Below are 18,867 nucleotides of genomic sequence, written 5' to 3'. Positions count from 1 at the left end.
TTCAGTGTAGACACTCACCCACTACCCGGGCGCGAGCAGCAGGTTGGGTGCCAGGCGATGGAAGCCTTCCTCGTCCAGGCGCATATCCAGCGCCAGGCTCGCCAGGTCGTCGGCCAGCGGCTCGGCCGCCGCATCGTTCTCCAGGTAATTCTGCTTGAGGTAGCACTCGCACCCCGGGCAGCATTCGGCCCGCAAGGGTGCCTTGCCCGGCGCATGGCGGTCATCCTCGAGGCTGGTATAGCGCAGGTCCTTGCTCGACTCGCAGTACACGCACTTGACCCGCACCACATGCCACTCACAGGCACACAGCGAGCAAGCCAGGTAACGCAGGCCATTGTGCTTGCCACGATTGCGCACCACCCCGGCCATCGCCGGCGAACCGCAGGCCGGGCACTGGGCCAGGCTGTCGCCAGGCTTGAGCTCAGGCGTGGGCAGCGCCAGCAGCCAGCTGGACCATGCTGCCTGCAACGCGGCGCCAAGGAACGGCACCAGCGCCGCAGGCACCGCGTTGTACTGGCCAGCGAGCAAGGCAATGCCCCAGCCCTTGCGCTGGTTGTCATCACTGCCACGCAGCACCTGCAACGCCTCGCCGAGCGGGCCACTGGTGTCGTTTTCGAAGTGTTCGAGCAAGGCCTGCAACCAGACCAGCCAAGGCCCTTCACGTACCAGGCTGTCAGCTGCCAGCGGCGGCAAACCATGACTTATGCACAGGCGCTGACGCTCTTCGACCACCGGCATTTCACCGGGCGGGTTATCCACAAGCTGCTGCTGGATACGACACAGCCGCGCGATCAACTTCAGGTAATCGCCAAGGGCATTTCCCTCGGCCAGCTGCTCCAGGCGCGCGGCGCGCAGTTCAAACAGGTTGGCAGGCGGCAGGTGCAGAAACGGCGGCATCACCGCCGAGGCTTCGATCTGCCCGGGTTCGAGTATCGTGCTCAAGCGCTCATCCTTCTTTTCGTCCGTGATTGCCCGGCGTCTTGTCGCCAGTCACTTCGCGGTACCACAACTCATGGTGCTTGCGTGCCCAGGCGCGGCTGACCCAGCCATGCAGCATGGCGCCGATCGAGCCCTTGATCCAGATGCCGGCGTAGATGTGCACAATGATGCTGAGGATCAGCACGAACGCCGCCAGCGCGTGCAGCAGCGCGGACAGGCGAATGACATCGATGCCGAACCAATGGCTGAAGTATGCGCGCCAGATCACCACGCCACTGACCAGCAGTACCAGCATGCACGCCAGCAGGGTCCAGAACAGCAGCTTCTGCCCGGCGTTGTACTTGCCGATCGGTGGCACGCCCTCCTCCTCGTTGCGCATCACCCGGTCCACCCGGCGCAGCCACAGGCGGTCGTTGGCGGTTATGAAGTTGGCCCGCCAGAAGCGGAACACCAAACCGAGAAAGAACACGAACATCGCCACGCCGATGAAGGGGTGCAGGATGCGCGTCCACGGCCCGCCGCCGAACAGGTTGCTGAGCCAGAACAGCGCCGGGTGGAACAGCGCCAGCCCCGACAGCCCTGCAAGGATGAACAGGATCGCCACCACCCAGTGGTTGCTGCGCTCGTTGGCGTTGTAGCGCAGGATGGGTTTGTTGTCGTTCATGGCCGCTGCCCCCCTTGCCCACCGGGCTTGGTCGGATCATAGACATGCACCGCAGGGTCCACCTGATGCACGCTTTCGTCGGGTGGCGTGGGGTGTTCATCCTCTTCCACCCGCTGTGGGCCAACCCGCACATAGTGGAAAAACCCAGCCAGCACTGCTGCGCCCATGGCCAGCAGCGCCAGCGGCTTGGTGAAGCCCTTCCACAGCCCCACCAGCGGGCTGATCACCGGCTGGTCCGGCAAGCCGGCGTACAGCTTCGGCGTGTCGGCATGGTGCAACACATACATCACGTGAGTGCCACCGACGCCGTCCGGGTCGTAAAGGCCGGCCTTGTCGTAGCCCCGCGACTTCAGGTCGACGATGCGCTCGGCGGCATGCACTTTCATCTCGTCCTTGCTGCCGAAAACGATCGCCCCGGTCGGGCAGGTTTTCACGCAGGCCGGCTCCAGGCCCACGGTCACGCGGTCTGAACACAGGGTGCACTTGTACGCCTTGTGGTCCTTCTGCGAGATGCGCGGGATGTTGAACGGGCAGCCAGTGATGCAATAGCCACAGCCGATGCAGTGGTCCTGGTTGAAGTCGACGATGCCGTTGGCGTGCTTGATGATCGCCCCCGGGCTCGGGCAGGCCTTCAGGCAACCTGGGTCGGCGCAGTGCATGCAGCCGTCCTTGCGGATCAGCCATTCCAGGTTGCCGTCGTCACGCTCATGCTCGGTGAAGCGCATCAGGGTCCAGGTCTCGGCGGTGAGGTCCTGGGGGTTGTCGTAGGTGCCGTGGTTGTGGCCGACCTCGTCACGCAGTTCGTTCCACTCCGAACACGCCACCTGGCAGGCCTTGCAGCCGATGCACTTGGTGGTGTCGATCAGCTTGGCGACTTCCTGCTGCTGGCGTACCGAGGGCGGTACGGTGGTGGTGGCCGAGCGGGCGATGATGTCTTGGCTGGCCATCAGAGTTTCTCCACTTTGACGAGGAACGACTTGGACTCTGGCGTCTGCGTGTTGCCGTCACCGAGGAAGGGCACCAGGGTGTTGGTCAGGTAGCCATGCCGGGTCGCCCCGGTGAAGCCCCAATGCAACGGGATGCCGATCTGGTGCACGGTCTGGTTGTTGACCTGCAAAGGGCGAATCCGCTTGGTCACCACCGCTACCGCATCGATATGCCCGCGCTTGCTCGACACCCGCACCCGGTCACCGGCCTTGATGCCCTTCTCGTTGGCCAGCACCTCGCCAATCTCGACGAACTGCTCGGGCTGGGCAATGGCGTTGAGCCGGCAATGCTTGCTCCAGAAGTGGAAGTGCTCGGTCAGCCGGTAAGTGGTAGCCGCGTACGGGAACTCGTCGTGCTTGCCGAGGCTGTCCCACACCGAGTCGAAGATGCGCCCAGCTGGGTTGCTGGTGGCCTTCTTGTTCTGCGGGTGCAGCGGGTTGATGCCAATTGGCGTTTCGAACGGTTCGTAGTGCTCGGGGAACGGGCCTTCGGCCATCTTGTCGATCGCGAAGAAGCGCGCCACGCCTTCGGGGTTCATGATGAACGGGTTCATCCCCGCTTCGGGTGGTGAATCGACCTTGAAGTCGGGCACGTCGGTGCCGGTCCAGACCTTGCCGTTCCACCACACCAGGCGCTTCTTCTGCGGGTCCCACGGTTTGCCTTGCGGGTCACTGGAGGCACGGTTGTAGAGGATGCGGCGGTTGGCCGGCCAGGCCCAGGCCCAGTTCTGTACCTGGTGCATCCCGTACGGGTCGCTGTTGTCGCGGCGGGCCATCTGGTTGCCCTGCTCGGTCCAGCTGCCAGCGAAGATCCAGCAGCCAGACGCAGTGCTGCCGTCGTCCTTGAGCTGGCCGAAGCCTGCCAATTGCTGGCCGGCCTTGATCACCGCGCCAGCCGGGTCGGTGACGTCGGCCACCGCCCAGCCGTTCATCTCCTTGGCCAACTCCTCCGGGGATGGCTCTTCGGGGATCTTGTACGGCCAGCTGATGTTCATCATCGCGTCGGGGTAGGCGCCGCCCTCGGCCTGGTAGCGTTGGCGCAAACGCAGGAACAGCTCGCTCATGATGTGCACGTCGGTGCGGGTTTCGCCCGGGCCGTCGGCGCCCTTCCAGTGCCACTGCAGCCAGCGGCTGCTGTTGACCAGCGAGCCGTCTTCCTCGGCAAAGCAGGTAGTGGGCAGGCGGATAACTTCGGTCTGGATGTTGGCCGTGTCAACGTCGTTGAACGGCCCGGCGTTGCGCCAGAACTCCGAGGTTTCGGTGGCCAGCGGGTCCATGATCACCAGCCACTTGAGCTTGCCCAAGGCCGCAGTGACGCGGTTCTTGTCCGGCAGCGCGGCGATCGGGTTGAAGCCTTGGCACATATAACCGTTTACCTTGCCCTGGCCCATCATCTCGAACATGCGCAGCACGTCGTAGGCCGGTACATCGAGCTTGGGCAGCCAGTCGTAGCCCCAGTTGTTCTCCGCCGTGGCGTTGGCGCCATACCAGGCTTTCATCAGGCTGACGTGGAACTTGCCGTAGTTCTGCCAGTACGACAGCTGCCCCGGGCGCAGCGGCTTGGAAGCGCGTTTGTCGATGTAGGTGGCGTAGTCCTGCTCGGCGTCGCCAGCCAGGGTCAGGTAGCCAGGCAGCGAGTTGGACAGCAGGCCGAGGTCGGTCAGACCCTGGATGTTGGAGTGCCCGCGCAGGGCGTTGACCCCGCCACCGGGCATGCCGACGTTGCCCAGCAGCAACTGGACCATGGCCGCACTGCGGATGATCTGCGCGCCAATCGAGTGCTGCGTCCAGCCCAGCGCGTAGAGGATTGTCATGGTCTTGCCCGGTACCGAGCAGGTGGCGATCTCTTCCCAGACCTTCATCATGGCGTCCTGCGGCATGCCACAGGTCATGCTCGCCAGCTCCGGGGTATAGCGGCTGTAGTGCTGTTTCATCAATTGGAACACGCAGCGCGGGTGCTGCAGCGTCGGGTCGACCTTGGCATAGCCGTCCTCACCCAGCTCGTAACCCCAGCCGGACTTGTCGGCATACACACGCTTGGCCTCGTCGTAGCCGCTGAACAGACCGTCCTCGAAGCCATAGTTCTCTTTGACGATGAACGACACGTCGGTGTAGTTGCGCACGTACTCGTGCTGGATCTTGTCAGTAGTCAGCAAGTAGTTGATCAGCCCACCCATGAAGGCGATGTCGGTACCGGTGCGGATCGGCGCGTAGTAGTCCGCCACCGAAGCGGTACGGGTAAACCGCGGGTCGACCACGATCAGCCGCGCCTTGTTGTGCGCCTTGGCCTCGGTCACCCACTTGAAGCCGCACGGATGCGCTTCTGCTGCGTTGCCACCCATCACCAGGACCAGATTCGCGTTGGCGATATCGGACCAGTGGTTGGTCATGGCGCCACGGCCGTACGTCGGGGCAAGACTTGCCACCGTCGGGCCATGTCAGACACGAGCCTGGTTATCGAACCCCAGCATGCCTGTTGCGCGGACGACCTTGTGGGTCAGGTAGCCGGCCTCGCTGGAGGCGGCGGAAGCAGCGAGAAAACCGGTGGTGAGCCAGCGGTTGACGGTTAGCCCCTGGGCGTTCTTCTCGATGAAGTTGGCGTCGCGGTCCTGCTTCATCAGGTCGGCGACGCGGTCGAGCGCCTCGTCCCAGCTGACCCGCACCCACTCCTTGCTGCCCGGCTTGCGTACCTCGGGGTACTGCAGGCGGCTCGGGCTGTGGATAAAGTCCAGCAGGCCGGCGCCTTTCGGGCAGAGGGTGCCGCGGTTGACCGGGTGGTCGGCGTCACCTTCGATATGGATGATGCTCTGTTTGACGTTTTTACCCGCATCGCCCTGGCTGTACATGATCAGGCCGCAGCCGACCGAGCAGTAGGGACAGGTGTTACGGGCTTCTTTGGTATGCGCCAGCTTGAAGTGACGCACCTGCTCGGCGAAGGCCGGCGTCGGGGCCATGCCCAACGCCGCCAGGCTCGAGCCTCCAAGGCCGACGGCGGCGACCTTGAAGAACTGCCGACGGTTGAGATCCATCGTGCACTCCTGATCAGGTGGTGGACGCGCGGAACATGGCCGGCGCCTCTTGGTAGTCACGGTGGCGGCTAATTGATGGCCGCCAATAGATAAGACTAGTCAAGAATCGGGAAGGTGCGATGACATGGGTCAGCTGCAGACGCGGTCCCTGTGGGAGCGGGTTTACCCGCGAACACCGGCAACGCCGGTGCCATCCACCACTTACCAATCAGCAACGCGGCAGGTTGCGCACCACATTCAGCGCCGCGCTGCTCTGCGCCACCGGCATGATCTCGATGGTATTGATGTTCACATGCGCCGGTTGCTCGGCAATCCAGGCCACCGTGGCCGCAATGTCTTCCGGCAGAATGGCTTCCACATCCCGGTACAGCGCCTGCACGGCATCCTGGTCACCATTCAGGCGCACCACTGAGAAGTCGGTGCCCGAACACAGCCCCGGCTCAATATTGCTCACCCGCACGCGGGTGCCCGCCAGGTCGGCGCGCAGGTTGAGGCTGAACTGGCGAACAAAGGCCTTGCTCGCGCCGTACACGTTACCGCCCGGGTAGGGGTAGGTGCCGGCGATGGAGCCAATGTTGATGATCATGCCGCTGTCGGCTTCCACCATCTGCGGCAGGATCTTGTGGGTGTCCATGGCCAGGCCGGTGATGTTGGTGTCGATCATCCGCTGCCAGTTTTCGGCACTGCTGGCCTGGGCACGGTCGACACCCAACGCCAGCCCAGCGTTATTGACCAGCAGATCGATTTGCAGCGAAGCATCGCGAATATGCTCGGCCGCCGCTTCGAGCGACACCGGGTCAGTGACATCCAGCGCCAGCGGGATGAAGTTGGCACCCAGCTCGGCCTCCAGCGCTTGCAGCTTGTCCATGCGCCGGGCACCACCGATCACGCGGTAGCCTTTGCCGATCAGGGTGCGGCAAATGGCGCGGCCAAAGCCTGAGGAGGCGCCGGTTACGAATGCGGTTTTCATCAATTGTCTCCTTTGGATTGAGTCAGGCCAGGTACTTCACGCCCAGGCTGGTGAACAGGCAGAGCATCGAGAACACCAGCGCCTTGCGCACCACTTCGTTACCTTTGCGCAGGGCCAGCGCGCTGCCCAGGTGATTACCGAGGATGTTGCAGGCCACCAGCGGCAACGCCAGCAGGTAGACGACCTTGCCTGCCATGACGAAGGCCACCAGGGCGCCGATGTTTGACGCAAAGTTGAAGGTTTTCGAGTTGGCCGAGCTGGAGACCAGGTCCATGCGCAGCAGGTAATGGAAAGCGATGATGAACATGCTGCCGGTACCGGGGCCGAAGAAGCCGTCATAGAAGCCAATGGCCAGGCAGGTCAGCGGCACCACGGTGTACAGCACGCGCGAAGACAGCTCGCGCTCCTCGACCGGGCGGTCCTTGGGGGTGAGGAAAATGAGGATGCCGAACGGGATCAGCGCCAGGATGATCTTGCCCACGGTTTCCTGGGAGATCGACACGATCAGGTGCGCCCCCAGGTAGGCACCCAGCAGCGAGAACGGCACCCCGACCAGCGCCACCTGCCAGACCATCTTGCTGTTGGCCAGGAAGTTGCGAATGGCCGCCAAGGTGCCAAGGGTGCTGACCAGTTTTTCCTGGCCCAGGGCAACCTGGGGGGGCATGCCAACCAGCAGGAAGCCCGGCACCAGGAACAACCCGCCACCGCCAGCAATGCTGTCGACGAAGCCCGCAATGAAGGCGATCGCACCGAGCATGAGGATCGCCAACAACCAGTGTTCCGCCCAGAAGGCGCCTAACAGTTCCATTATGGTACGTCCCTTACCCTGGATAATTGCATCGATTCAATGATTGTATTTATAGAAATAACATCGATTCAATTAGTTTTTTGCACGCCAGCCTCATCAAATCGAAAAACCTTAATTAACCATCTGAATTTATTAGATTTTATTGAAGCAAGTGTTAAGCCACGGCTCGACGTTAAGCCCGTTTAATCGCCATCCAATGCACCTGCACGACGGACCGGAACGGTTAAATCGAGGTAATTTGTGCGCAGAAATCACAATTACTTCCATCAGACCTTTCGTGCTAGGCTTCCGCGTTCTCGCAGCTTCTGGTGCCATTTCCATGTGGGTTCCTCACTACAGCGACCTGGCGCAGCCGGTCTACCTGATGATCGCCGACGCCTTGGAGCAAGACATTGGCAGTGGCCGGCTGTTGGCGGGCGAACGCTTGCCTACACTCAAAGACTTGGCCGAGGCCCTGAATGTGACCCCTGGCACCATCGGCCGAGCCTATGACGAAGCTGCCAAGCGCGGCCTGGTAGTGGGTGAAGTTGGCCGTGGCACCTTCGTGCTGCAGCGGCAGCAGGTGCAAAGCCCTGCCCCGGCCCCGAGCGCAAAACCAAAGGCAGCAACAGCCGAGCGTGAGAGCGGCCAGATCGACCTGTCGATCATCAAGCCCAACGATGCCCACATGGCCGACTGGCTGCGCGGGGCGATAAACGAACTGGCCACGTCGCCCGACCTGGTGCAAGTGCTGGACTATGTCACCGAGGGCGGCCACACCACGCACAAACAGGCCGGCGCCGCCTGGATCCAGCGCTGGCTGCCCGAGGCGCGCTGGCAGCAGGTAGTGCTGACTTCGGGGGCCCAGCATGGCCTGCTGGTGGCCATCAGCAGCCTGTCGAAGAGCGACGACGTGGTGCTGTGCGAGTCGTTCTGCTACCCAGGCATCATCTCCCTGGCGCATAGCATGGGCCGCCGCCTGCGCGGCGTAGCCATGGACGAGCACGGGCTGATTCCCGAGGCGCTGCGCGCGGCATGCCTGGAGCATCGCCCTTCCCTGCTGGTATGCGTCACCACCCACCAGAACCCGACCAACTCGATCATGCCCCACGCACGGCGCCAGGCCATCGCCGAGATCGCCCGCGAGTTCGACCTGTTCATCGTCGATGACGATATCTACGGTTTCCTTGAGCCCGCACCGGATTACAAGCCACTGGCTGCGTATGCGCCCGAACGCTCGGTGTACCTCACCAGCCTTTCCAAGAGCGTGCTGCCGGCGCTGCGTATCGGTTACCTGTACGCTCCGCCGCAAACCCTCTCGCGGTTATCGTCGATGGTACGCAGCAGCGTGTGGATGCCATCGCCATTGATGGCGCAACTGGCCAGTAACCTGATCAACAGCGGCATGGCCGACCAGTTGGTGCAGGTGCAGCAGAATGAGGCGGCCGCGCGCCAGCACATGGCCCGAGAGATACTTGGCAAGTACAAGATCCGCAGCCAGCCCAACAGCTTCCATATCTGGCTGGAGTTGCCGGAGCCATGGACCAGCGACGAGTTCGCCAACCTGGCGCGCAACAACGGCGTCACGGTGGTCAGTGGCAGCCAGTTCCTGCCTGAACGCAGCAACACCAACTACGGCGTGCGCATCGCCCTGATGACCCCTAGCCGCGAGGAACTGGGCTTTGCCCTGACCAAGCTGGTCAGTTTGCTGGACTCGCCGGATCCGCGGCTGTTCTATTGAAGCGCTGGCTGATTTGACGCGCCCCTCTGTGGGAGCGGGTTTACCCGCGAATGCGTCGGTAAGCCCGCTGCCGCATTCGCGGGTAAACCCGCACACAGTGACCGCGTCATGGCTCAGATGAACGCAGTACCTGAACTTATCGGGGTCACCCAAACAGGTGCAGCAGAATGGCACCCGACAAAACCAGGTTCACGCCCACCACCTGAAAACAGGACAAGCGCTCTCGATAGAAGAAAAAGCCAAGTATCGCAGCGATGCCGCCAGACAGTGTGCTGATCACCGTGACAATGGAAATCGAACCATTGAGTACCCCCCAGGAAAAGGCAGAAAAACCACCCAGGTTAAACAGGCTGGCACCGCACAATGTTGCACAGGTTCTTAGCCTGATTGCCGACCACCCTCTCATCAGCCTCAGCGCTTCGGGCATCAGGAAGATCACCCCTACTGCATACCCTAACGCCAACATGTTTACAGGGCCGAGCGATGGCAGCGCATATTTCCCCTGAAGCCAGAAACTGATGCCGTAGAGCGCCGCCGCCAACAAAGCAAAACCAACTGGCAAACGGCTCATCGAGCGCCCCTGCTCATCCGCCCTGTTACCGCTGCTACTGGCCAACAGCACACCAAGGAAACAGGTCAGCAAGCCAAGAAACTGCCAAAGCGACAGTTCATCACCACCCAGCCAGGCCAGCAACGTAGTAAAGATGCCATACGAGGTCACCATCGGGGCCACGACTGCCGTCTTGCCGATAGCGAACGCCTTGGAAAGTGACAGCGCCCCCAACACAGTGCAAAGCGCCGCAACCCCACCGAGGAGCAATGCGCTAACAGGTGCCGCCAGCATCTTTTCCAACTGATTGGCCGACATGAAGAGAATCAGTCCCATCAGCAGCAGACCCAAAACCTGTCCAAAAAAGACAGCTCGGCGGATGCCAACTGCCCGGGCGTTTACTCCCACCAGAAAATCCGTGGCGCCCCATAACACGGCGGCTACCAAACCCATGATGACGTCCATGCTTTCATTCCCTCTGCTTGCTATGGAGCAGATACTAAACAAGAGAGGGCGATGATGAGTCGCAATACCAGCAATTTCAGATGCTTCCTACACAGGATGGCTGGCCAAAAAACATCACGACATAATGGGAATTAGCAACCCGCGATGTGCGTTCGAAGCTTCCCGCAAGCTTTCTGTAACAGCTTTGTATCGCGAAAGGTCGCGTTGCAGCTCCAGCCCTTGTTCATGTAGAAAATCCGGAGCCGCTATGCGGTCTTTTCGCAACATATGGCCGTTCCTACAACTGCGGCGTCAGCCCTCATGGATGCAATGAAATATTGAACTCATCTTCTGCCACATGACGTATGTCGACCTGCTCTCTGGCGTCATTCCCATCAATGCTAATTACCTTGTAGTGAGCAAGCAGAAAAGACTCTCGACTGACCTGATCTTCGCCGCGTATTTTTTGGGCCAGGGCCAGGAAAAAGATCCCCACAGATAGGACAAGATGAGGAGCAATTTGCATGTGTTGTATAAAGCTCGGACCAGAAAGGCGGTCGTAGTAAACGGTCGAAGGGCCGAACATCCAGATACCGAGGCCCAATGCTGCAATCGCAAGACCTATCACCATGAGTACGCTGGCACCGTGACGCCTGTCAGCACAATCCTCCGAGTAGCTTTCATAAGCATTGGAAAAGCCGCAGACCTGGTAAGCCTGCCTGTCTGGCTGGCTGGAGCTTCACTTCACCCATGAGTTTCTTGACCGATGTTTGCATCCTCATCTCCTTTGAAAAAATAGAGACTACGCAGTCAACGATCAAGAAACCTCTAGCGAACCAATATTCAGAATCTACTTACAAGCGAGGATAAAAATTCTTCGACTTTCTGGCCCGCTTACCCCTCAGTTGATTGCTATATTAAAGTTATCACCGCCCAGATAACGGAGATGAACTGTTCCAGTAACAACCTGCCCATCAGGCGCGATGAGTTTGTAGATCGTCACCAGAAACTCCTCTCGCCCCACTGCCTTCTTTGAATACAGATAACCACCCAAGGTAAACAGCGCACCGCCAGCCATCATTATCGGCGCAGCGTACATCTGGACATACTGAAACCAGGAGGGGCCGGTAGATCGGTAGTAAGTGATCGTCGACGGGCCGAAAACCAGCGCACCGATGGCCAGTGCAGCGATGGCAAAACCTAACAGGAGCAGAAAGCCTCCAGTGTAACCCGCACCCTTTTTGCAGCCCTTGAGATACAGCGCGTAACCTTCGCTGAACCCCGGGATCCGATAGTCGCCTGATGAAGACTTCAGCTGGATTTCAATTTTATCTAACTCTTCACTTTCTGATTGCATGATCCACTCCTTTAAAAACGTAGATGCTAAGCAATCGCGACAGCAGATAGTTGACGCAAGAGTAAATTCAGAAATGCCCTACAACAAAAGAGACCATTTATTTGAGTATTTCGAGGCCCTCCCCATAATTTCTTACTGCTTCATTTCCACAGGCAAAAAAAACCCGGAGCAATTGCTCCGGGTTTCTGGCCTGGCGCGATTCCTAACCGTTCGAGTTAGAACGGAATATCGTCATCAAAGCTGTCAAAGTCAGCCGCCGGCTGCGGTGCTGGCTGCTGTGGCGCCGGGCGCTGTTGCTGCTGCGGGCGTTGGGCCTGCTGGCGTGGCGGAGCCTGGTTGTACTGTTGCTGCTGGCCGCCACCGTAGTTGCCGCCACCCTGGTTGTACGGGTCACCGCCCTGCTGTTGGCCCTGCGGACGGCCGCCGAGCAGCTGCATGGTGCCGTTGATGTCGACGATGATCTCGGTGGTGTAGCGCTTGATGCCGTCCTTTTCCCACTCGCGGGTCTGCAGCTTGCCTTCGATGTAGCACTGCGAACCTTTGCGCAGGTACTCGCCGGCGATTTCGGCAACCTTGCCGAACAGCGACACACGGTGCCACTCGGTACGCTCGACCTTCTGGCCCGACTGCTTGTCGGTCCACTGCTCGCTGGTGGCCAGGCTCAGGTTGGTCACGGCGTTACCGTTGGGCAGGTAGCGGACTTCGGGATCCTGGCCACAGGTACCGACCAGAATGACTTTGTTAACCCCACGGGCCATAACGTTCTCCTAGGCTTCGCACGCCGAAGAGGCCGGGTTCACCAGGCGCTCGAGGGTCGTACGGTCCAAAATTTTCGTATCCAGTTTGATATAGATGGCGGATTCTTCAGCCACCACAATGGCGTCGGTCACACCCGGCACGGCCATCAGGCGCTCGGTCAGGCCGGCTTCCCGGACTGCCTCTGGCGTCAGCGGCATGCGCAGGCTGGTCACATAGGGCGGCTCGTTCATGCGCAAGGCGACGACCAGCCATATGGCACACAGAACCGCACAGCCGAGGAACACCATGTTCAGCCCGCCGTGCTGGAACAACCAGCCACCGAGGATTCCTCCCAGGGCAGCGCCGAGGAACTGGCTGGTGGAGTAAACCCCCATTGCCGTCCCCTTGCCACCTGCAGGCGACACCTTGCTCACCAGCGAAGGCAGCGAGGCCTCCAGCAGGTTGAATGCAGTAAAGAATACCACGGTGCCGATCACCAGTCCGCGCAAACCGTCAGCCCACTGCCAGAAGAACACCTCGACCAGCAGCAACACACTGACCGCCCCGGCCAGCACACGTTTCATCTTGCGCTTTTTTTCGCCGTAGATGATGAACGGTACCATTGCAAAAAATGAAATGAACAACGCGGTCAGGTACACCCACCAGTGTTGCTCCTTGGGCAGGCCACCACGCTCGACGAAGGCCAGTGGCAATGCGACGAAGCTGGCCATGAGGATGGCGTGGAGGATGAAAATACCCACGTCCAGGCGCAGGAGGTCCGGATGGCGCAGGGTCGGGCCAAGGGCCTTGCGCGCCACACCCGACTCGCGATGCTGCAGGATGCTGTGGGTATTGGGCACGACAAAGGCAATCAGCAGGATACCGACCAAGGCAAGGCCGGCCGTGGCCAGGAACAATCCTGACAAGCCAAAGGCACTTGTCAGCAATGGGCCAACGACCATGGCGACAGCGAACGACAGCCCGATACTCATGCCGATCATGGCCATCGCCTTGGTCCGGTGTTGCTCGCGGGTAAGGTCGGACAGCAGCGCCATGACGGCGGCAGAAATCGCCCCGGCGCCCTGCAGGATTCGCCCGGCAATCACACCCCAGATAGAGTCGGCCTGGGCCGCCAATACACTGCCCAGGGCAAAGATCACCAGCCCCAGGTAAATCACTGGCCGGCGGCCAATGCGGTCGGAAATCATCCCGAACGGTATTTGCAATACCGCCTGGGTCAGGCCATAGGCGCCAATGGCCAGGCCGATCAGCGCAGGCGTGGCACCGGCCAGGTCCATGCCGTAGGTGGCCAGTACCGGCAAGACCATGAACATGCCCAGCATACGAAAGGCAAAGACCAGGGCCAGGCCGCCAGCAGCGCGGGTTTCGCCGCTGCTCATGCGCTCGTTGTGGGTGTCGTGCATGGATTAACCTCGTGTGAACCGGCGGGGATTCTATCAGTCCGACAGCTTGACGGCATCTACGCGACGCTTTGCCGCGTACTGGCAGCGCGCCGTATACTTCCTTGTTTATGCCCGCCGAGCGAGGCCGCAGTGGACAAGATCCTGATTCGTGGGGCGCGTACCCACAACCTGAAGAACATCGACCTGACCCTGCCCCGGGACAAACTGATCGTGATCACCGGCCTGTCCGGTTCCGGTAAGTCGTCCTTGGCGTTCGATACCCTGTACGCCGAAGGCCAGCGCCGCTACGTCGAATCGCTGTCGGCCTACGCCCGGCAATTCTTGTCGATGATGGAAAAACCCGACGTCGACACCATCGAAGGCCTGTCGCCGGCGATTTCCATCGAACAGAAGTCGACTTCGCACAACCCGCGCTCCACGGTCGGCACCATCACCGAAATCTACGACTACCTGCGCCTGCTGTATGCCCGCGTCGGTACCCCACGCTGCCCCGACCACGATATCCCGCTGGAGGCGCAAACGATCAGCCAGATGGTCGACCTCGTGCTGGAGCGCCCGGAAGGCAGCAAGCTGATGCTGCTGGCGCCGGTGGTGCGCGAGCGCAAGGGCGAGCACCTGGCAGTGTTCGACGAGCTGCGCGCCCAGGGCTTCGTCCGTGCCCGGGTCAACGGCAAGCTCTATGAGCTTGATGAGCTGCCCAAGCTGGACAAGCAGAAGAAGCACAGCATCGATGTGGTGGTGGACCGCTTCAAGGTCCGCGCCGACCTGCAACAGCGCCTGGCCGAGTCGTTCGAGACCGCGCTGAAGCTGGCCGACGGCATCGCCCTGGTGGCACCGATGGACGACGAACAAGGCGAAGAGATGATCTTCTCCGCGCGCTTCGCCTGCCCACTGTGTGGCCATGCGATCAGCGAGCTGGAGCCGAAGCTGTTCTCCTTCAACAACCCGGCTGGCGCCTGCCCGACCTGCGATGGCCTGGGAGTGAAGCAGTTCTTCGACACCAAGCGCCTGGTTAACAGCGAGCTGACCTTGGCCGAAGGCGCGATCCGTGGCTGGGACCGGCGCAATGTGTACTACTTCCAGATGCTCGGCTCGCTGGCCGCGCATTACGGCTTCAGCTTGGAGGAGCCGTTCGGCGAGCTGTCAGCCGAGCACCAGAAGGTGATCCTGCAGGGCAGCGGCAAGCAGAGCGTCGACTTCAAGTACCTCAACGACCGAGGCGACATCGTCAAGCGCTCGCACCCGTTCGAAGGCATCGTGCCGAACCTGGAGCGCCGCTACCGCGAAACCGAATCGGCCACCGTGCGCGAAGAGCTGGCCAAGTTCCTCGGCACCCAGCCCTGCCCGGATTGCCGTGGCACCCGCTTGCGCCGAGAGGCACGTCACGTCTGGGTGGGCGAGAAGACCTTGCCGGCGGTGACCAACCTGCCGATCGGTGAAGCCAGCAATTACTTCGGCGACCTGACCCTGACCGGTCGCCGTGGCGAAATCGCAGCGAAGATCCTCAAGGAAATCTGCGAACGCCTGCAGTTCCTGGTGAACGTCGGCCTCGACTACCTTACCCTCGACCGCAGTGCCGATACCTTGTCCGGTGGTGAAGCGCAACGTATCCGCCTGGCCAGCCAGATCGGTGCCGGCCTGGTGGGGGTGATGTACATCCTCGATGAGCCATCCATCGGCCTTCACCAACGTGACAACGACCGCCTGCTGGCCACCCTCAACCACCTGCGCGACCTGGGTAACACGGTGATTGTGGTGGAGCACGACGAGGACGCCATCCGTCTGGCCGACTACGTGGTCGACATCGGCCCGGGTGCCGGTGTGCATGGCGGGCAGATCGTCGCCGAAGGCTCGCCGCAGGAAGTCATGGAACACCCTGACTCGCTGACCGGCAAGTACCTGTCCGGGCGCAAGAAGATCGTCGTGCCGGCCAAGCGCACACCGCGCAACAAGAAGCTACAACTCAAGCTCAAGGGCGCACGCGGCAACAACCTGCAGAACGTCGACCTGGAAGTACCGATCGGCCTGCTGACCTGTGTGACCGGGGTATCCGGCTCGGGCAAGTCGACACTGATCAACAACACCCTGTTCCCCCTGGCCGCCACTGCCCTCAATGGCGCAAGCAGCCTGGAAGCTGCACCACACGCCAGCATGGACGGCCTGCAGCACCTGGACAAGGTGGTGGATATCGACCAGAGCCCGATCGGCCGCACCCCGCGCTCCAACCCGGCGACCTACACCGGTATCTTCACGCCGATCCGCGAGCTGTTCTCTGGCGTGCCAGAATCGCGTTCGCGCGGTTATGGCCCAGGGCGCTTCTCGTTCAACGTCAAGGGTGGCCGTTGTGAGGCCTGCCAGGGCGATGGCCTGATCAAGGTGGAGATGCACTTCCTGCCGGACATCTACGTGCCGTGCGACGTGTGCAAGAGCAAGCGTTACAACCGCGAAACCCTGGAGATCAAGTACAAGGGCAAGAACATCCACGAGGTGCTGGAAATGACCATCGAGGACGCCCGAGAGTTCTTCGATGCGGTGCCGGCGCTTGCGCGCAAGCTGCAAACGTTGATGGATGTAGGCCTGTCGTACATCAAGCTGGGCCAGTCGGCGACCACGCTGTCTGGCGGCGAAGCACAGCGGGTGAAGCTGTCACGCGAGCTGTCCAAGCGCGATACCGGCAAGACCTTGTACATCCTCGATGAACCAACCACGGGCCTGCACTTCGCCGATATCCAGCAGCTGCTGGACGTATTGCATCGCCTGCGTGACCACGGCAACACTGTGGTGGTGATCGAACACAACCTGGATGTGATCAAGACTGCCGACTGGCTGGTAGACCTGGGGCCGGAGGGTGGCTCCAAGGGTGGGCAGATCATTGCCTGTGGTACGCCGGAAGAGCTGAGCGAGATGAAGCAGTCGTATACCGGGCATTACCTGAAACCGCTGCTGGAGCGGGATCGGGCTTGAGGGTAAATGGGGGCGCTTTGCGCCCCTATCGCGACACAAGGCCGCTCCTACAGGGGGAGCGCGTAAACCCAAGCGGAAACGCGATCGCCTGTAGCAGCGGCCTTGTGTCGCGAAAGGGCTGCAAAGCAGCCCCCAGCTTTTACATCTGCGACTGCAGGTAATTCTCCAGGCCAATGGCCTTGATCAGGCCCTGCTGCTTCTCCAGCCAATAGGTGTGATCTTCTTCAGTATCGGCCAGCTGTGCACGCAGGATGTCACGGCTGATGTAGTCCTTGTGCAGCTCGCACAGCTCGATGCCTTTGCACAGGGCGCCGCGCACCTTGTACTCAAGTTTGAGGTCAGCCTCGATCATTTCCGGCACGGTGCTACCGACTTCCAGGTCGTCTGCACGCATGTCGGGGGTGCCCTCGAGCATGAGGATGCGACGCATCAGAGCATCGGCGTGCTGCGTCTCTTCTTCCATCTCGTGGTTGATGCGCTCGTAGAGTTTGGACAGGCCCCAGTCTTCGTACATGCGCGAATGAATGAAGTACTGGTCGCGTGCCGCCAGTTCGCCCTTCAGCAGCGTGACGAGGTAGTTGATTACGTCCGGGTGGCCTTGCATCGCCCTGCTTCTCCATGTGAAAACGTCTATGCCACATAGTGTGAACCAGCTTTTGCCCGCGGTCACTGAAAAACGCGCAATTAGAAGCAAAAAATCGGTTAAACAGTAGTGATATTCATTGAAAAACCGCCCAAATGAGGGCGGTTCTTCTTATCACTTCGACTTAGGCGAGATTGACGCCCAAGGCCTTGGCAATCCCTTCGCCATAAGCCGGGTCGGCCTTGAAGAAGTACTGCAGCTGGCGCTGGACCACGTCTTCGCTAACCCCTGCCATGGTCCCGGCGATGTTATTGATCAGCAAGGCCTTCTGCTCATCACTCATCAAGCGGAACAGCGCACCGGCATGGCTGAAGTAGTCGGTGTCCTCGCGGTGATCGTAACGGTCAGCCGAACCGTTCAAGGCCAATGCTGGCTCGGCATGACGTGGCGACTGCTTCGGTGCCTCGGCGTAGCTATTGGGCTCGTAGTTGGGCGCGCTGCCGTAACTGCCGGTGGCCATGGAGCCGTCGCGCTGATAGCTGTTGACCGGGCAGCGCGGCGCATTCACCGGCAGCTGCTGGTGGTTGGTGCCCACACGGTAGCGGTGCGCGTCAGCGTAAGCGAACACACGGCCTTGCAGCATGCGGTCAGGCGACAGGCCCACCCCTGGCACCATATTGCTCGGTCCGAAGGCAGCCTGCTCGACCTCGGCAAAGTAGTTGAGCGGGTTACGGTTGAGCTCCAGCACGCCCACCTCGATCAGCGGGTAGTCCTTCTGCGACCAGGTCTTGGTCACGTCGAAGGGGTTCTCGTCGCGGCTGGCGGCCTCGGCCTCGCTCATCACCTGAATACATACGGTCCAGCGCGGGTAGTCGCCACGCTCAATGGCCTCGAACAGGTCGCGCTGTGCGTAGTCCGGGTCAGTACCTGCCAGGCGTGCAGCATCTGCCGGGGCCAAGTTCTTGATGCCTTGCTGGGTCTTGAAGTGCCACTTGACCCAGGTGCGCTCCCCCTTGGCATTGATCAGGCTGTAGGTGTGGCTGCCAAAGCCGTGCATGTGGCGATAGCCGTCTGGAATGCCACGGTCAGAGAACAGGATAGTGACCTGGTGCAGCGCCTCGGGGGAGTGCGACCAGAAGTCCCACATCATCTGGGCGTTCTTCAGGTTGGATTGTGGGTGGCGCTTCTGGGTGTGGATAAAGTCCGGGAACTTCAGCGGGTCACGAATAAAGAACACTGGCGTGTTGTTGCCCACGATGTCCCAGTTGCCTTCCTCGGTGTAGAACTTCACGGCGAAGCCACGTGGATCGCGCTCGGTATCGGCAGAGCCACGCTCGCCACCAACCGTAGAGAAGCGCAGGAAGGTCTCGGTCTGTTTGCCGACCTGTTCGAACAGCTTGGCGCTGGTGTAGCCGGTAATATCACGGGTGACGGTAAAGCTGCCATAGGCACCCGAGCCCTTGGCGTGCACGCGGCGCTCAGGAATGTTCTCGCGATTGAAATGGGCAAGCTTCTCGATCAAGTGGAAATCGTCGAGCAGCAGCGGGCCGCGAGGGCCGGCGGAACGGGAATTCTGGTTGTCGGCTACAGGTGCACCGCTGGCGGTGGTGAGAATCTTGCTCATGGGCTCTCCTTATCGGTCTTCGACTGCCGGCTAATCGGCTTGAGAAGGAGTATTGACGAGCGGTCGC

Annotated in this window: 15 protein-coding genes; 2 read left to right on the top strand and 13 right to left on the bottom strand. The window is 60.9% G+C overall.

The features are described 5' to 3' along the window. Window positions 1–21: 21 nt before the first annotated feature. From fdhE to ABE456_RS08500, 6 genes are all read right to left on the bottom strand, one after another. Window positions 22–942, bottom strand: coding sequence for a formate dehydrogenase accessory protein FdhE (gene fdhE / locus ABE456_RS08525; protein ID WP_346643495.1), 921 nt, complete (start codon window positions 940–942; stop codon window positions 22–24). A 4-nt stretch (window positions 943–946) separates the two neighbouring features. After that, window positions 947–1,603, bottom strand: coding sequence for a formate dehydrogenase subunit gamma (locus tag ABE456_RS08520; protein ID WP_346643494.1), 657 nt, complete (start codon window positions 1,601–1,603; stop codon window positions 947–949). After that, window positions 1,600–2,550, bottom strand: coding sequence for a formate dehydrogenase subunit beta (fdxH, locus tag ABE456_RS08515; RefSeq protein ID WP_346643493.1), 951 nt, complete (start codon window positions 2,548–2,550; stop codon window positions 1,600–1,602). Before fdxH ends, ABE456_RS08520 begins: the two co-directional genes overlap by 4 nt. After that, a complete protein-coding gene (gene fdnG, locus ABE456_RS08510; RefSeq protein ID WP_346643492.1) occupies window positions 2,550–5,618 on the bottom strand; it encodes a formate dehydrogenase-N subunit alpha in 3,069 nt (1,022 codons plus the stop codon). The genes fdxH and fdnG overlap by 1 nt, the downstream gene beginning before the upstream one ends. 208 nt (window positions 5,619–5,826) lie before the next feature. After that, window positions 5,827–6,588, bottom strand: coding sequence for an SDR family NAD(P)-dependent oxidoreductase (locus ABE456_RS08505; RefSeq protein WP_346643491.1), 762 nt, complete (start codon window positions 6,586–6,588; stop codon window positions 5,827–5,829). Between the two features lie 22 nt (window positions 6,589–6,610). After that, window positions 6,611–7,396, bottom strand: coding sequence for a TSUP family transporter (locus ABE456_RS08500; protein ID WP_346643490.1), 786 nt, complete (start codon window positions 7,394–7,396; stop codon window positions 6,611–6,613). Between the two features lie 319 nt (window positions 7,397–7,715). Between ABE456_RS08500 and ABE456_RS08495 the strand changes: the two genes are divergently transcribed. Next, a complete protein-coding gene (locus tag ABE456_RS08495) occupies window positions 7,716–9,116 on the top strand; it encodes a PLP-dependent aminotransferase family protein (RefSeq protein WP_346643489.1) in 1,401 nt (466 codons plus the stop codon). Window positions 9,117–9,261: 145 nt separating this feature from the next. On the opposite strand, the gene ABE456_RS08490 is transcribed toward ABE456_RS08495, so the two are convergent. From ABE456_RS08490 to ABE456_RS08470, 5 genes are all read right to left on the bottom strand, one after another. Beyond that, on the bottom strand, window positions 9,262–10,131 hold the full coding sequence (locus ABE456_RS08490) for a DMT family transporter (protein WP_346643488.1): 870 nt from the start codon (window positions 10,129–10,131) through the stop codon (window positions 9,262–9,264). A gap of 298 nt (window positions 10,132–10,429) precedes the next feature. Then, the gene (locus ABE456_RS08485) at window positions 10,430–10,741 is read right to left on the bottom strand and encodes a hypothetical protein (protein WP_346643487.1); all 312 of its coding nucleotides are present in this window, start codon (window positions 10,739–10,741) and stop codon (window positions 10,430–10,432) included. A gap of 270 nt (window positions 10,742–11,011) precedes the next feature. Next, on the bottom strand, window positions 11,012–11,467 hold the full coding sequence (locus tag ABE456_RS08480; protein WP_346643486.1) for a hypothetical protein: 456 nt from the start codon (window positions 11,465–11,467) through the stop codon (window positions 11,012–11,014). A gap of 215 nt (window positions 11,468–11,682) precedes the next feature. Continuing rightward, window positions 11,683–12,225 carry a single-stranded DNA-binding protein gene (locus tag ABE456_RS08475; protein ID WP_085677073.1) on the bottom strand — a complete coding sequence of 181 codons (543 nt, stop codon included), beginning with the start codon at window positions 12,223–12,225 and terminating at the stop codon, window positions 11,683–11,685. 9 nt (window positions 12,226–12,234) lie between these two features. Further along, on the bottom strand, window positions 12,235–13,629 hold the full coding sequence (locus tag ABE456_RS08470) for an MFS transporter (protein ID WP_346643485.1): 1,395 nt from the start codon (window positions 13,627–13,629) through the stop codon (window positions 12,235–12,237). 129 nt (window positions 13,630–13,758) lie between these two features. Between ABE456_RS08470 and uvrA the strand changes: the two genes are divergently transcribed. Further along, window positions 13,759–16,593, top strand: coding sequence for an excinuclease ABC subunit UvrA (gene uvrA / locus ABE456_RS08465; RefSeq protein ID WP_346643484.1), 2,835 nt, complete (start codon window positions 13,759–13,761; stop codon window positions 16,591–16,593). A gap of 139 nt (window positions 16,594–16,732) precedes the next feature. Here the strand turns inward: uvrA and bfr are convergent, their stop codons facing one another. Together bfr and ABE456_RS08455 are read right to left on the bottom strand one after the other, a co-directional pair. Further along, window positions 16,733–17,197: a bacterioferritin gene (gene bfr / locus ABE456_RS08460; RefSeq protein WP_003257116.1), complete on the bottom strand. Its 465-nt coding sequence runs from the start codon at window positions 17,195–17,197 to the stop codon at window positions 16,733–16,735. Window positions 17,198–17,360: 163 nt separating this feature from the next. Continuing rightward, on the bottom strand, window positions 17,361–18,800 hold the full coding sequence (locus ABE456_RS08455; RefSeq protein ID WP_346643483.1) for a catalase: 1,440 nt from the start codon (window positions 18,798–18,800) through the stop codon (window positions 17,361–17,363). Window positions 18,801–18,867: the final 67 nt, after the last annotated feature.

This window comes from Pseudomonas sp. TWI929 (assembly GCF_039673335.1).
GTDB lineage: Bacteria > Pseudomonadota > Gammaproteobacteria > Pseudomonadales > Pseudomonadaceae > Aquipseudomonas.
The sequence above is the reverse complement of the archived record's forward strand: the minus strand, read 5'-3'. Positions and strand labels throughout refer to the sequence as shown.

What these genes read in the sequence shown, in the direction of transcription:
- ABE456_RS08470 (WP_346643485.1), bottom strand. Translation starts at nt 13,629, where the DNA reads ATGCACGACACCCACAACGAGCGCATGAGCAGCGGCGAAACCCGCGCT.
- fdxH (WP_346643493.1), bottom strand. Translation starts at nt 2,550, where the DNA reads ATGGCCAGCCAAGACATCATCGCCCGCTCGGCCACCACCACCGTACCG.
- ABE456_RS08480 (WP_346643486.1), bottom strand. Translation starts at nt 11,467, where the DNA reads ATGCAATCAGAAAGTGAAGAGTTAGATAAAATTGAAATCCAGCTGAAG.
- ABE456_RS08485 (WP_346643487.1), bottom strand. Translation starts at nt 10,741, where the DNA reads ATGGTGATAGGTCTTGCGATTGCAGCATTGGGCCTCGGTATCTGGATG.
- bfr (WP_003257116.1), bottom strand. Translation starts at nt 17,197, where the DNA reads ATGCAAGGCCACCCGGACGTAATCAACTACCTCGTCACGCTGCTGAAG.
- ABE456_RS08455 (WP_346643483.1), bottom strand. Translation starts at nt 18,800, where the DNA reads ATGAGCAAGATTCTCACCACCGCCAGCGGTGCACCTGTAGCCGACAAC.
- ABE456_RS08505 (WP_346643491.1), bottom strand. Translation starts at nt 6,588, where the DNA reads ATGAAAACCGCATTCGTAACCGGCGCCTCCTCAGGCTTTGGCCGCGCC.
- ABE456_RS08495 (WP_346643489.1), top strand. Translation starts at nt 7,716, where the DNA reads ATGTGGGTTCCTCACTACAGCGACCTGGCGCAGCCGGTCTACCTGATG.
- ABE456_RS08490 (WP_346643488.1), bottom strand. Translation starts at nt 10,131, where the DNA reads ATGGACGTCATCATGGGTTTGGTAGCCGCCGTGTTATGGGGCGCCACG.
- ABE456_RS08500 (WP_346643490.1), bottom strand. Translation starts at nt 7,396, where the DNA reads ATGGAACTGTTAGGCGCCTTCTGGGCGGAACACTGGTTGTTGGCGATC.
- ABE456_RS08475 (WP_085677073.1), bottom strand. Translation starts at nt 12,225, where the DNA reads ATGGCCCGTGGGGTTAACAAAGTCATTCTGGTCGGTACCTGTGGCCAG.
- ABE456_RS08520 (WP_346643494.1), bottom strand. Translation starts at nt 1,603, where the DNA reads ATGAACGACAACAAACCCATCCTGCGCTACAACGCCAACGAGCGCAGC.